Here is a 12,455-nt window from a genome sequence, read left to right as displayed (position 1 = left end):
ACTCTCCGAATTAGATACGACGTTTTTTGGGCGGACGGCAACCGTTGTGCGGTACCGGCGTCACGTCGGAGATGCTGGTGATCTTGAAACCCAGCGCGTTGAGTGCGCGAACAGCGGATTCACGACCCGGACCCGGGCCCTTGATACGAACTTCGAGGTTCTTCACACCGTATTCTTGGGCAACTTTACCAGCGTGCTCTGCTGCTACTTGAGCAGCAAAGGGTGTACTCTTGCGCGAGCCCTTGAAACCAGCGCCGCCAGAGGTAGCCCAAGACAATGCATTGCCTTGACGGTCGGTGATCGTGATGATGGTGTTGTTGAACGAAGCGTGCACGTGCACGATACCTTCGCTAACAGACTTGCGCACTTTCTTGCGTACACGAACTGCTGTGTTTGCTTTAGCCATTATCTGTTGTTCCTATTGATTACTTCTTGCCGGCGATCGCCTTACGCGGTCCCTTGCGGGTACGAGCGTTAGTGCGAGTGCGCTGACCGCGGCACGGCAGGCCACGACGATGGCGGAAGCCGCGATAGCAGCCCATGTCCATCAGACGCTTGATGCTCATGGTGACTTCGCGGCGCAGATCACCTTCAACGGTGAACTTGGCGACTTCGTCACGCAGAGTTTCCATCTCGGCGTCCGTCAGATCCTTCACTTTCGTGGAAGGGTTCACGCTGGCAGCAGCACAAATCTGCTGGGCGCGAGTCTGACCGATGCCAAAAATTGCCTGCAGGCCGATAACGGCATGCGCATGATTGGGGATGTTTACCCCTGCAATACGGGCCATACTCTTTCCTTAAGCCTTAAGACCTTGAAAAGTTTGCGATTGTAACACGCAAATCCAGGTCTAACAAATGTTAGCCTTGTTTTTGCTTGTGACGCGGATCCGTGCAAATCACGCGAACTACGCGATTGCGACGAATGATTTTGCAGTTGCGGCAAATCTTCTTTACCGAAGGCTGTACTCGCATGTCAGTTCCTTTCAATCCTCTAAAAGAGCAAGTGCGTTATTTCGCACGGAACACTATCCGGGACAGGCAGGACCGCGGGGGGATTCCCCTCGCCCCAAACCGCCGTCAGATTGGATGCGAATGCCTTCGCAATCGCACCCCGTCTGAAGTGCCCGGTTACCACGTGTCCATTCACAAGCAAAACTCCGAAGCGAACTTCGGAATTTCGCACTGCATCTGGATGGTGTCTTCCTTAGCCAATAACCCAGCGTGAGCTCAAGTTGTCAGCGCGTGAGCGCGTTGCCTTTGAAGTTGGCCTTCTTCAGCAAGCTCTCGTACTGATGCGACAGCACGTAAGACTGTACCTGCGCCATGAAATCCATGGTAACCACCACGATGATCAGCAGCGAGGTGCCGCCGAAGTAGAACGGTACGTTCCACTTCAAGATCAGGAATTCCGGCAGCAAGCAGACCAGTGTGATGTAGATCGCACCAATCAGCGTCAGCCGCAGAATGATCTTCTCGATGTATCGGGAAGTCTGCTCACCTGGACGAATACCCGGGATGAAGGCACCGCTCTTCTTCAAGTTGTCAGCCGTTTCCTTCGGGTTGAATACCAACGCCGTGTAGAAATAGCAGAAGAAGACGATGGCCGCCGCATACAGCAGCACATAGATCGGCTGACCGGGATGCAGTTTGTCTGCAATGCCCTTCAACCAGCCCATGTGCTCGCCCTGGCCAAACCAACCGAGAACGGTGGCCGGGAACAGGATGATGCTGGACGCGAAAATCGGCGGAATCACCCCCGCCATGTTGAGCTTGAGCGGCAGATGCGTGCTCTGGCCCTGCATGACGCGATTGCCTACCTGCCGCTTGGCGTAGTTCACCAGGACTTTGCGTTGGCCGCGCTCGGCGTACACCACCACATAAGTCACTACGATCACTCCGACAAACAACACGACGGCAAACAGGATGGGCAAAGAACCCTGACTGGTCAGAGTCAAGGTCTTGCCGATCGCAGCCGGAACGCCTGCGGCGATACCCGCGCAGATGATCAACGAAATACCGTTGCCAATTCCGCGCTCGGTGATCTGCTCGCCCAGCCACATGAGGAACATGGTGCCGGTTACCAGCGATACGACTGTCGTCAGGTAGAACTCCCACTGCGGAGTCACCACCAGGTTAGGCTGCTTGTACAGCATCACCGCAATGCCGAAACTTTGGAAAGTCGCGAGCAAAACGGTGGCGTAACGTGTGTACTGGGTTATCTTACGACGTCCCGCATCGCCCTCCTTCTTCAGCTGCTTGAGGCTCGGAAGAACCTCGGAGGCAAGCTGAAGAATGATGGAGGCGGAGATGTACGGCATGATGCCGATGGCAAACACCGTAAACCTCGAGAGGGCACCGCCCGAGAACATGTTGAACATGTCGAGCAGGCCCGTCTGCGATGAGTGGAACAACTTCGCTAGCTCGGCAGGGTTGATACCCGGAACCGGAATGTGGGCACCGATGCGATAAACGATCAGGGCACCAATCAGGAACCAGATTCGACGCTTGAGATCACCAAACTTATTGGCATTTGCCACTAGAGAAGTATTCGCCACAGATTATTGCCTTATTCTACGCTGCCGCCGGCAGCTTCGATGGCGGCGCGAGCGCCGGCAGTTACGCCAACGCCGCGCAGTTTTACTGCGCGCTCAATCTTGCCGGACAGCACCACCTTGGCGGAAGTCACCTGGATGGAAGCCAGACCAGCTTGCTTGAGAGAGAGCAGGTCGATTTCATCAACCGGCAGCAGGTTCAGTTCAGACAGGCGAATCTCGGCAACCTTGCCTGCGTTCAGCGACTTGAAGCCGCGCTTCGGCAGACGACGTTGCAGCGGCATTTGACCGCCTTCGAAACCAACCTTGTGGAAACCACCTGCACGGCTCTTCTGACCTTTGTGACCGCGGCCACAAGTCTTGCCCAGGCCGCTGCCGATGCCACGGCCTACACGGCGCTTGGCATGCTTGGCGCCGGCACCCGGCTGTACAGTGTTCAGCAGCATCTCTTAGCCCTCGAATTTCAACAAGTAGCTGATCTTGTTGATCATGCCACGGTTTTCAGGGGTATCGAGCACTTCAACAGTCTGGCGAATCTTCTTCAGACCCAGACCACGGGCGCAAGCCTTGTGAGACTCCAGGCGACCGATCAGGCTCTTTACCAGAGTGACCTTTACAGTCTTGGCGTTACTCATGGCTCACCCCCAGGATGTCCTCGACGCTCAGGCCACGCTTGGAGGCGATTTGCGCCGGGGTGTTGATGTTGCTCAGACCATCCAGAGTTGCACGCACCACGTTGTACGGGTTGGTGGAACCATGAATTTTCGCCGAGACGTTATGAACACCCATAGCATCAAAGATAGCGCGCATCGGGCCGCCGGCTTTCACACCGGTACCTTCTTTAGCGGGCTGGATGAATACAGTAGTAGCGCCGTGCTTGCCAACCACAGTGTGGTGGAAAGTGCCGTTTTTCAACGGGACCTTAACCATGTTGTGGCGAGCTTGTTCCATTGCCTTTTGTACGGCAACCGGAACTTCCTTGGAACGGCCCTTACCCATGCCGATTCCGCCATCGCCATCACCAACCACGGTCAAGGCGGAGAAAGCCATGATACGGCCGCCTTTAACCACTTTGGTGACGCGGTTGACGCTGATCATTTTCTCGACCAGACCGTCGCCACGATCTTCCGTTTCGTGTTTAGCCATTCTTCACTCCGAATTAGAATACGAGACCGTGTTCGCGAGCGGCGTCAGCCAGCGCTTTCATACGACCGTGGTATTTGAAACCAGAGCGGTCGAAAGCAACTTTCTCGATGCCAGCAGCTTTTGCTTTTTCAGCAATGCGCTTGCCGATCACGGCTGCAGTTGCCACGTTGCCGCCATTTTTGAGATCAGCGCGCACGTCGGCTTCCAGCGAAGAAGCGCTGGCCAGTACTTTGCTGCCGGTCTCATCAACGATCTGGGCATAAATGTGGCTATTGGTGCGATACACAGTGAGACGCACCATCTTGAGCTCCGCGATCCGGGCACGGGTTTTACGTGCGCGGCGGAGTCGAGCTTGTTTCTTGTCCATATCAGTGCCTCAGTTACTTCTTCTTGGTTTCTTTCAGAACCACAACCTCATCAGCGTAACGAACGCCCTTGCCTTTGTACGGCTCAGGAGCGCGGTAAGCGCGGATTTCGGCAGCCACCTGGCCAACGCGCTGTTTGTCAGCGCCTTTGATCAGGATCTCGGTCTGACTCGGGGTCTCAGCTTTAACGCCTTCAGGCATTTGATGAGCCACCGGGTGGGAGAAACCCAGAGACAGGTTCAGGGTGTCGCCTTGAGCCTGGGCACGATAGCCCACGCCTACCAGCTGCAGCTTCTTCTCGAAGCCTTTGGACACGCCGGTCACCATATTGTTCAGCAGCGCGCGCAGGGTGCCGGACATGGCACGAGCGAATTTGCTGTCGTTCTTGGCGGCGAATGTCAGTTGGCCGTTGTCCAGCTTGACATCTACCTCTTCGCACAGAGCGGTGCTCAGGGAGCCCAGGGCGCCCTTAACAGTCACTTCTGCAGCGCCGAACTTCACTTCGACGCCAGCCGGGATGACTACGGGATTCTTAGCTACGCGAGACATTTGACCCCCTTAAGCCACGACGCACAGCAACTCGCCGCCGATGCCGGCCGCGCGCGCTTTGCGATCAGTCATAACGCCTTTGGAGGTGGACAGGATAGCCACGCCCAAGCCATTCATGACTTTCGGGATTTCGGTGGAGCCCTTGTACACACGCAGGCCAGGGCGGGAGACGCGGTCAATGCGCTCAATCACCGGACGGCCAGCATAGTACTTGAGCTGGATATCGAGAACAGGCTTCTTCTCTTCGCCGGCAACGGCGAAGTCTTCGATGTAGCCTTCTTCTTTCAACACCTGCGCCAGCGCAATTTTCAGCTTGGAAGACGGCATGGAAACTGCCACCTTGGAAGCCATTTGGCCGTTGCGGATGCGGGTCAACATATCGGAAATAGGATCGTGCATGCTCATTTATGTGTCTCCTATTACCAGCTGGCCTTCACAACCCCCGGAATCTCGCCCTTCAGAGCGATTTCACGGAGTTTGTTACGACCCAGACCGAATTTGCGGAATACGCCACGCGGACGACCGGTGATGGCGCAGCGACGACGCTGGCGAACCGGGGAAGCATTGCGCGGCAGCTGCTGCAGTTGCAGGCGAGCTGCAAAGCGCTCTTCTTCCGAGAGGCTTTGATTGTTGATAGTCGCGATAAGGGCTTCGCGCTTGGCAGCAAATTTTGCAGCCAGCTTGACACGCTTCTCTTCGCGCTGAATCAGTGCAAGTTTTGCCATGTGCTTAACCCTTGAACGGGAACTTGAACGCGGCCAGCAAAGCGCGGGCCTCTTCGTCAGTCTTCGCGGTGGTGGTAACAGTAATGTTCATACCACGCAGAGCATCGATCTTGTCGTACTCGATTTCCGGGAAGATGATCTGTTCTTTAACGCCCATGTTGTAGTTGCCGCGGCCGTCGAAAGACTTGGCGGAAACACCACGGAAGTCGCGAACGCGCGGCAGCGCGATCGTCACCAGGCGGTCCAGGAACTCGTACATGCGTTCGCGACGCAGAGTTACCTTGCAACCTACCGGGTAGTGATCGCGAATCTTGAAGCCTGCGATGGATTTGCGAGCGGTGGTGACAACCGGCTTCTGGCCGGCGATCTTTTCCAGGTCGCCCACGGCGAAATCCATTACCTTTTTATCGGCAACAGCTTCGCCCACACCCATGTTCACAGTGATCTTCTCAATGCGCGGGACTTGCATGATCGACTTGTAGCCGAACTGTTTCATCAGTTCAGGCACTACGGTGTCTTTGTAGAAATCGTAGAGACGTGCCATGTTTTGTTCCTTACGCGCCAATGACTTCGCCGTTGGACTTGAACACGCGTACCTTGCGGCCGTCTTCAAGAACCTTGAAGCCTACGCGGTCAGCCTTTTGGCTTGCCGGATTGAAAATGGCGACGTTCGATGCGTCAACAGGCATGGTCTTTTCAACGATGCCGCCGGCCACGCCACGCACCGGATTCGGCTTCTGGTGTTTCTTGGCGACATTCACGCCTTCAACAACCAGTTTCTCGTCCAGAACGCGCAGAACGGTGCCGCGCTTACCTTTGTCTTTGCCGGTGATTACTACGACTTCATCACCCTTGCGAATTTTGCGCATGCGATCTCCTTACAGTACTTCAGGAGCCAGCGAAACGATCTTCATGAAGCGCTCGGTACGCAGTTCACGCGTAACAGGCCCGAAGATACGAGTGCCGATAGGCTCAAGCTTGTTGTTGAGCAGGACGGCGGCATTGCCGTCGAACTTGATCAACGAGCCATCCGGACGACGCACGCCTTTGGCAGTGCGAACCACAACCGCGTTGTAAACGTCGCCTTTTTTGACGCGTCCGCGCGGAGCAGCATCCTTGATGGTCACCTTGATGATGTCGCCTACGCTTGCATAGCGACGCTTGGAACCGCCCAATACCTTGATGCACATAACGTGACGCGCACCTGTATTGTCAGCGACCTCAAGCATGGTCTGCATTTGGATCATGTGATGATTACCTTTCTAATCCAACTTTATCCGTCACTCTCACCTGCCGGTTTCTCGCATAAGAGCAAGACCAAACAGACGAAACGCCACAGAAACTGTGGCGTATCCAACGGCCAGTTTTGGACCCCGTAAGGGCGGAACTCCTACTCGATAGGAGTAGGAAGATGGCCATTATACAGGGAGCTTTCGCCCCCTGCAAGTCTTTACACCTGGCGGGATTTCTCTACCAGGGCAGTTACCACCCACGTCTTGGTCTTCGAGAGCGGACGGGACTCGCTGATAACAACGATATCGCCGGCCTTGAACTCGTTGTTCTCGTCGTGCGCGTGGAACTTCTTAGAACGACGGATAATTTTGCCGTAGATCGGGTGCTTTACTTTGCGCTCGACCAGTACGGTCACGGTCTTATCCATCTTGTCGCTGACTACGGTACCGGTCAGCGTACGTACCACTTTGGTTTCGCTCATCTTAAACTGCCTTTTCTTTCAGAACGGTGCGCACGCGAGCGATGTCGCGACGTACTTTCTTCAGTTCAGAGGTCTTGGCGAGTTGCTGAGTGGCGTGCTGCATACGCAGAGCAAACTGGGCCTTCAAGAGGCTAAGCAGTTCCGCCTTCAGCTCGTCAACAGTTTTGGCTTTCAGTTCGGACGCTTTCATTACTGACCTACCTGTCTAGTTACAAACACAGTGGCGATCGGCAACTTGGCTGCGGCCAGACGGAAAGCTTCGCGAGCGAGTTCCTCGGAAACACCATCCATTTCATACAGCATCTTGCCAGGCTGGATTTCGGCCACGTAGTACTCCGGAGAGCCTTTACCCCCGCCCATACGAACTTCAGCAGGCTTGGAGGTGATCGGCTTGTCCGGGAAGATGCGGATCCAGATGCGGCCGCCACGTTTGATGTGACGAGTCATCGCGCGACGCGCAGCTTCGATCTGGCGCGCGGTCAGACGACCACGACCAACCGCCTTCAGACCGAAATCACCAAAGCTCACTTTGTTGCCACGAGTAGCGATACCCGTGTTGCGGCCTTTATGCTGTTTACGGTACTTGAGTCTAGTTGGCTGCAGCATTTCGAGCACCCTTTCTCGATTTCTTCTCGGTCGCTACCGGAGCCGGCTGAACTTGACCCGGCTTGAGCTCGCCCTTGTATACCCATACCTTGATGCCGATGATCCCGTAGGTGGTCTTGGCTTCGGAGGTTGCGTAGTCTACGTCTGCGCGCAGGGTATGCAGCGGCACGCGGCCTTCGCGGTACCATTCGCTACGAGCGATGTCGATACCGTTCAGACGGCCGGAGCTCATGATCTTGATGCCTTGAGCGCCCATGCGCATTGCGTTTTGCATAGCGCGTTTCATGGCGCGACGGAACATCACGCGCTTCTCCAGCTGGGAAGCGATGCCGTCGGCGATGATTTGAGCGTCCAGTTCCGGCTTGCGAACTTCTTCGATGTTCACATGCACAGGAACGCCCAGGCGCTTTTGCAGTTCTTGCTTGAGCAGCTCGATGTCTTCGCCTTTTTTACCGATCACAACACCCGGGCGGGCACTGTGGATGGTGATGCGGGCGGACTTAGCCGGGCGCTCGATGGTCACACGGCCAACCGAAGCGTGACCCAGACGCTTTTTCAGGAATTCGCGAACTTCGATATCCTGCTTCAGCATTTCCGGGAAGTTCTGCGAATTCGCGAACCACTTGGAAGACCAGTTTTTGTTAACGGCAAGACGGAATCCCGTCGGATGAATCTTCTGACCCATTTCTTACCCCTTAATTGCCAACGGTCAACGAGATGTGGCAGGTCTGCTTTTCGATGCGATTGCCACGACCCTTAGCACGGGCAGTGAAACGCTTCAGACTAGCGCCTTTGTCAACAAAGATGCCGGTAACACGCAGGGTGTCAATGTCGGCGCCTTCGTTGTGCTCGGCGTTAGCGATGGCAGATTCCAGCACTTTCTTGATGATTACCGCGCCCTTCTTCGGGGAGAAGGCCAAGATATTCAGAGCCTGATCAACGGACTTGCCGCGGATCAGATCGGCCACCAGGCGGCATTTTTGTGCCGACAGGCGAACGCTTTTCAGATTTGCAGATACTCTCATCGCTTCACCTTATCTCTTCTTCGCCTTCTTATCGGCCGCGTGGCCTTTGAAGGTACGAGTCAGCGAGAATTCGCCCAGTTTATGGCCGACCATGTTTTCGGAAACATAAACAGGCACATGGGTGCGACCGTTGTGCACAGCGATGGTCAGACCAATGAAATCCGGCAGGATGGTCGAACGACGCGACCAAGTCTTGATCGGACGCTTGTCGCTGGTTGCCCGCACCGCATCTACTTTTTTCAGCAGATGCAGATCAACGAACGGGCCTTTTTTCTGCGAACGTGCCATTGTCAATTACCCTTTTTTGGAATAGCGACGGCGTACGATCATATTGTCGGTACGCTTGTTGCGGCGGGTACGGAAGCCCTTAGTCGGAGTACCCCACGGGCTAACCGGCACACGGCCTTCACCAGTGCGGCCTTCACCACCACCATGCGGGTGGTCAACCGGGTTCATGGCAACGCCACGTACGGTCGGACGGATACCACGCCAGCGGGTAGCACCAGCTTTACCCAGCTTGCGCAGGGAGTGCTCTTCGTTACCCACTTCACCAATAGTTGCACGGCAATCAACATGCACCAGGCGGATTTCGCCCGAGCGCAGACGCAGTTGAGCGTAAGCGCCTTCGCGAGCCAGCAGCATTGCGGATGCACCAGCGGAACGAACCATCTGGGCGCCCTTGCCAGGCTGCATTTCCACGCAGTGGATAGTGGTACCCACCGGGATGTTGCGGATCGGCAGAGCGTTACCGGCCTTGATCGGAGCTTCCGCGCCGGACAACAGCTCGGCGCCGGCCTTCACACCGCGCGGGGCGATGATGTAGCGACGCTCGCCATCGGCGTAGCACAGGAGGGCGATGTGGGCGGTGCGGTTCGGATCGTATTCGATGCGTTCCACTTTAGCCGGGATGCCATCCTTGTTGCGACGGAAGTCGATGATGCGGTAGTGCTTCTTATGGCCACCGCCACGATGACGCGTGGTGATGTGACCATTGTGATTACGGCCACCGGTGGAAGATTTCTTTTCCAACAGGGCGGCGTGCGGAGCACCTTTGTGCAGGTCAGGGTTTACTACCTTGACAACGGCACGGCGGCCCGCGGAAGTCGGTTTTACCTTAACGATAGGCATGCTCTATCTCCTTACTCCGCTGCGGCCGGGGTAGCGGTCAGATCAATTTCTTGACCTTCCACCAGGCTAACGTAGGCCTTTTTCCAGTCACTGCGACGACCGATGGAACGGCCAAAGCGCTTAACCTTGCCCTTGACATTGACAGTGGAAACACCTTCAACTTTTACATTGAACAGCATTTCAACAGCAGCCTTGATTTCCGGCTTGGTCGCATCTTTAGCAACGCGGAACGCCATTTGCTGGTTCTTCTCAGCAATCATGGTGCTCTTTTCGGAAACGATGGGAGCAAGAATTACTTGCAACAGACGTTCTTGGTTCATGCCCACTGCTCCTCAAGTTGCTTCACAGCATCGCGAGTGATCACGGTCTTCTTGAAGCGCAACAGGCTGTACGGGTCAGCTTGAACCGCTTCGATAACCAGCACGTTCGTCAGGTTACGCGAAGAGAGATAGAGGTTTTCGCTCAGCTCGCTAGTGATGAACAAAGCCTGCTCCAGGCCCATGGGCTGAACGGCGCCAACGAATTCTTTGGTCTTCGGGCTTTCAACGTTCAGTTCGTCAACCACGATCAGGCGTTCGTCGCGAACCAGCTGCGACAGAATCGCGGCCATGCCTGCACGGAACATCTTGCGGTTAACTTTCTGGGTGAAGTTCTCGTCCGGCTTGTTCGGGAAGGCACGGCCACCACCACGACGGTTCGGGGTGGAAGTCATACCGGCACGAGCGTTACCAGTACCTTTCTGACGGAAAGGCTTCTTGGTCGAGTGCTTCACTTCAGCACGGGTCAGCTGGGCGCGGTTGGCGCTACGAGCATTCGCCAGGAATGCGGTAACAACCTGGTGCACCAGGGCTTCGTTGTACTCGCGGCCGAACAAAGAGTCGGACACTTGCAGGCTGCCAACAGCCTTGCCTTGGGTATTGATTACATTCAATTCCATCACGCACCTGCCTTCACGCTAGGACGAACGACTACGTCACCGTTCTTGGCGCCAGGAACAGCACCTTTAACCAGAATCAGTTGACGCTCGGCATCGACACGAACGATTTCCAGGCACTGCACGGTGCTCTTGACGTTACCGTATTGGCCCGCCATGCGCTTACCCGGGAAAACGCGGCCCGGATCTTGCGCCTGACCGATGGAACCCGGCGTGTTATGCGAACGCGAGTTACCATGGGAAGCACGGTTGGAAGAGAAGTTGTGACGCTTGATCACGCCGGAGAAGCCTTTACCTTTGGAGGTACCGGTTACATCAACCAGTTGACCAACGGTGAAGATCTCAACAGCGATGGCATCGCCCGGCTTGAAGTTGGACAGATCGGAGGCGGTCAGCGGAAACTCGACCAGACCCAGACCTGCTTCAACGCCAGCCTTGGCGAAGTGGCCCGCGGCAGCCTTAACAACACGGCTGGCCTTTTTGGAGCCATAGGTAACCTGCACGGCATTGTAGCCGTCGGTTTCAGCAGTTTTGATTTGCGTGACGCGGTTAGCGGACATGTCCAGCACAGTTACCGGGATGGTTGCGCCATCTTCGGCAAAAATGCGGGTCATGCCGACTTTGCGACCGACAAGACCTAAACTCATGTTTATTTCCTTTTTCAGGCGCCGATTACGATTGACCGGCATAAAAAACACGACAGAAAAAACAAAAACGGACTCGCCAAAATGGCGAGTCCGCTAATGTATCACAGAAAATTCAAGAATCGCAAGAACTTAGCTCGCAAACCCTTGAACTTAAGCGATTACTGCAGCTTGATTTCCACATCCACACCGGCCGGCAGGTCGAGCTTCATCAAAGCATCGACGGTCTTGTCGGTCGGATCCACGATGTCCATCAGACGCAGGTGAGTGCGGATTTCCAGCTGATCGCGGGAAGTCTTGTTCACGTGCGGGGAACGCAGCACGTTGAAACGCTCGATCTTGGTCGGCAGCGGAACCGGGCCTTTAACAACGGCGCCGGTGCGCTTGGCGGTTTCAACGATTTCCTGAGCGGAGCGATCGATCAGGTTGTAATCGAAAGCCTTCAGGCGGATGCGGATTTTCTGGCTAGACATTAGATTCTCCGATCCTTAAGCGATGATCTTGGCAACAACGCCGGCGCCGACGGTACGACCGCCTTCACGGATGGCGAAACGCAGACCTTCTTCCATGGCGATCGGGGCGATCAGCTCAACAGTGATTTCCACGTTGTCGCCCGGCATTACCATTTCCACGCCTTCCGACAGGGTAACGGCGCCCGTTACGTCGGTGGTACGGAAGTAGAACTGCGGACGGTAGTTCGCGAAGAACGGGGTGTGACGACCACCTTCGTCTTTGCTCAGTACGTATACCGAAGCGCCGAACTTGGTGTGCGGGGTGATGCTGCCCGGCTTAGCCAGTACCTGGCCACGCTCAACATCTTCACGCTTGGTGCCGCGCAGCAGCACGCCAACGTTGTCGCCTGCCTGACCTTGGTCCAGCAGCTTGCGGAACATTTCCACGCCGGTGCAAGTGGTCTTCGCGGTAGCCTTCAGGCCCACGATTTCCAGCTCTTCGCCGACTTTAACAATGCCGCGCTCCACGCGACCGGTCACCACGGTGCCGCGGCCGGAGATCGAGAACACGTCTTCGATCGGCAGCAGGAACGGCTTGTCGATGGCGCGTTCCGG

General features: G+C 55.8%; 26 protein-coding genes. All 26 read right to left on the bottom strand.

Annotation, left to right across the window (positions count from 1 at the left end; all coding sequences use genetic code 11):
- Positions 1-10: 10 nt before the first annotated feature.
- Entirely contained in the window at positions 11-406 is a 396-nt protein-coding gene (gene rpsK, locus NK214_RS20560) for a 30S ribosomal protein S11 (RefSeq protein WP_008955659.1), read from the bottom strand.
- Positions 407-425: 19 nt separating this feature from the next.
- A complete protein-coding gene (gene rpsM / locus NK214_RS20555) occupies positions 426-788 on the bottom strand; it encodes a 30S ribosomal protein S13 (protein WP_048411917.1) in 363 nt (120 codons plus the stop codon).
- Positions 789-858: 70 nt separating this feature from the next.
- Entirely contained in the window at positions 859-972 is a 114-nt protein-coding gene (gene rpmJ / locus NK214_RS20550) for a 50S ribosomal protein L36 (protein ID WP_011137711.1), read from the bottom strand.
- Positions 973-1,235: 263 nt separating this feature from the next.
- The gene (gene secY, locus NK214_RS20545) at positions 1,236-2,555 is read right to left on the bottom strand and encodes a preprotein translocase subunit SecY (RefSeq protein ID WP_039755684.1); all 1,320 of its coding nucleotides are present in this window, start codon (positions 2,553-2,555) and stop codon (positions 1,236-1,238) included.
- Between the two features lie 11 nt (positions 2,556-2,566).
- Positions 2,567-2,998 carry a 50S ribosomal protein L15 gene (rplO, locus tag NK214_RS20540; RefSeq protein ID WP_048413704.1) on the bottom strand — a complete coding sequence of 144 codons (432 nt, stop codon included), beginning with the start codon at positions 2,996-2,998 and terminating at the stop codon, positions 2,567-2,569.
- 3 nt (positions 2,999-3,001) lie between these two features.
- The gene (gene rpmD, locus NK214_RS20535; protein WP_011137715.1) at positions 3,002-3,187 is read right to left on the bottom strand and encodes a 50S ribosomal protein L30; all 186 of its coding nucleotides are present in this window, start codon (positions 3,185-3,187) and stop codon (positions 3,002-3,004) included.
- The gene (rpsE, locus tag NK214_RS20530) at positions 3,180-3,698 is read right to left on the bottom strand and encodes a 30S ribosomal protein S5 (RefSeq protein WP_043594101.1); all 519 of its coding nucleotides are present in this window, start codon (positions 3,696-3,698) and stop codon (positions 3,180-3,182) included. Before rpsE ends, rpmD begins: the two co-directional genes overlap by 8 nt.
- A gap of 13 nt (positions 3,699-3,711) precedes the next feature.
- Entirely contained in the window at positions 3,712-4,065 is a 354-nt protein-coding gene (gene rplR / locus NK214_RS20525) for a 50S ribosomal protein L18 (protein ID WP_048411919.1), read from the bottom strand.
- A 13-nt stretch (positions 4,066-4,078) separates the two neighbouring features.
- Positions 4,079-4,612, bottom strand: coding sequence for a 50S ribosomal protein L6 (gene rplF / locus NK214_RS20520; RefSeq protein ID WP_019104496.1), 534 nt, complete (start codon positions 4,610-4,612; stop codon positions 4,079-4,081).
- Between the two features lie 9 nt (positions 4,613-4,621).
- Positions 4,622-5,017 carry a 30S ribosomal protein S8 gene (gene rpsH / locus NK214_RS20515; protein ID WP_019104495.1) on the bottom strand — a complete coding sequence of 132 codons (396 nt, stop codon included), beginning with the start codon at positions 5,015-5,017 and terminating at the stop codon, positions 4,622-4,624.
- A gap of 14 nt (positions 5,018-5,031) precedes the next feature.
- A complete protein-coding gene (rpsN, locus tag NK214_RS20510; protein WP_081546296.1) occupies positions 5,032-5,337 on the bottom strand; it encodes a 30S ribosomal protein S14 in 306 nt (101 codons plus the stop codon).
- 4 nt (positions 5,338-5,341) lie between these two features.
- On the bottom strand, positions 5,342-5,881 hold the full coding sequence (rplE, locus tag NK214_RS20505; protein ID WP_019104493.1) for a 50S ribosomal protein L5: 540 nt from the start codon (positions 5,879-5,881) through the stop codon (positions 5,342-5,344).
- A gap of 10 nt (positions 5,882-5,891) precedes the next feature.
- Positions 5,892-6,206, bottom strand: coding sequence for a 50S ribosomal protein L24 (gene rplX / locus NK214_RS20500; protein WP_048413703.1), 315 nt, complete (start codon positions 6,204-6,206; stop codon positions 5,892-5,894).
- 9 nt (positions 6,207-6,215) lie between these two features.
- Positions 6,216-6,584 carry a 50S ribosomal protein L14 gene (gene rplN, locus NK214_RS20495; RefSeq protein WP_019104491.1) on the bottom strand — a complete coding sequence of 123 codons (369 nt, stop codon included), beginning with the start codon at positions 6,582-6,584 and terminating at the stop codon, positions 6,216-6,218.
- A gap of 203 nt (positions 6,585-6,787) precedes the next feature.
- Positions 6,788-7,051 carry a 30S ribosomal protein S17 gene (gene rpsQ, locus NK214_RS20490; protein WP_043594104.1) on the bottom strand — a complete coding sequence of 88 codons (264 nt, stop codon included), beginning with the start codon at positions 7,049-7,051 and terminating at the stop codon, positions 6,788-6,790.
- A gap of 1 nt (position 7,052) precedes the next feature.
- Positions 7,053-7,241 (bottom strand): 50S ribosomal protein L29, encoded by a 189-nt coding sequence (gene rpmC, locus NK214_RS20485; protein WP_011137725.1) that lies wholly within the window; start codon positions 7,239-7,241, stop codon positions 7,053-7,055.
- Complete coding sequence (gene rplP, locus NK214_RS20480) at positions 7,241-7,657, bottom strand: 50S ribosomal protein L16 (RefSeq protein ID WP_019101458.1); 417 nt, start codon at positions 7,655-7,657, stop codon at positions 7,241-7,243. Before rplP ends, rpmC begins: the two co-directional genes overlap by 1 nt.
- Positions 7,641-8,342 (bottom strand): 30S ribosomal protein S3, encoded by a 702-nt coding sequence (gene rpsC / locus NK214_RS20475; protein ID WP_043594108.1) that lies wholly within the window; start codon positions 8,340-8,342, stop codon positions 7,641-7,643. Before rpsC ends, rplP begins: the two co-directional genes overlap by 17 nt.
- A 10-nt stretch (positions 8,343-8,352) precedes the next feature.
- Positions 8,353-8,682 carry a 50S ribosomal protein L22 gene (rplV, locus tag NK214_RS20470; RefSeq protein ID WP_019099946.1) on the bottom strand — a complete coding sequence of 110 codons (330 nt, stop codon included), beginning with the start codon at positions 8,680-8,682 and terminating at the stop codon, positions 8,353-8,355.
- A 9-nt stretch (positions 8,683-8,691) separates the two neighbouring features.
- Complete coding sequence (rpsS, locus tag NK214_RS20465; protein WP_019099947.1) at positions 8,692-8,970, bottom strand: 30S ribosomal protein S19; 279 nt, start codon at positions 8,968-8,970, stop codon at positions 8,692-8,694.
- 6 nt (positions 8,971-8,976) lie between these two features.
- Positions 8,977-9,810 carry a 50S ribosomal protein L2 gene (gene rplB / locus NK214_RS20460; protein WP_231464410.1) on the bottom strand — a complete coding sequence of 278 codons (834 nt, stop codon included), beginning with the start codon at positions 9,808-9,810 and terminating at the stop codon, positions 8,977-8,979.
- An 11-nt stretch (positions 9,811-9,821) separates the two neighbouring features.
- Entirely contained in the window at positions 9,822-10,130 is a 309-nt protein-coding gene (rplW, locus tag NK214_RS20455) for a 50S ribosomal protein L23 (protein ID WP_019100830.1), read from the bottom strand.
- Positions 10,127-10,747: a 50S ribosomal protein L4 gene (rplD, locus tag NK214_RS20450; protein WP_048413700.1), complete on the bottom strand. Its 621-nt coding sequence runs from the start codon at positions 10,745-10,747 to the stop codon at positions 10,127-10,129. The genes rplW and rplD overlap by 4 nt, the downstream gene beginning before the upstream one ends.
- Positions 10,747-11,391, bottom strand: coding sequence for a 50S ribosomal protein L3 (gene rplC / locus NK214_RS20445; RefSeq protein WP_107797928.1), 645 nt, complete (start codon positions 11,389-11,391; stop codon positions 10,747-10,749). The genes rplD and rplC overlap by 1 nt, the downstream gene beginning before the upstream one ends.
- A gap of 158 nt (positions 11,392-11,549) precedes the next feature.
- A complete protein-coding gene (rpsJ, locus tag NK214_RS20440; protein ID WP_011137734.1) occupies positions 11,550-11,861 on the bottom strand; it encodes a 30S ribosomal protein S10 in 312 nt (103 codons plus the stop codon).
- A gap of 15 nt (positions 11,862-11,876) precedes the next feature.
- The coding region (locus NK214_RS20435; RefSeq protein ID WP_253315366.1) for an EF-Tu/IF-2/RF-3 family GTPase at positions 11,877-12,455 on the bottom strand (579 nt) is incomplete at its 5' end.

The sequence above is a fragment of the Chromobacterium sp. S0633 genome (genome assembly GCF_024158805.1).
GTDB lineage: Bacteria > Pseudomonadota > Gammaproteobacteria > Burkholderiales > Chromobacteriaceae > Chromobacterium.
This window is presented reverse-complemented; position numbering and strand designations above follow the sequence as displayed.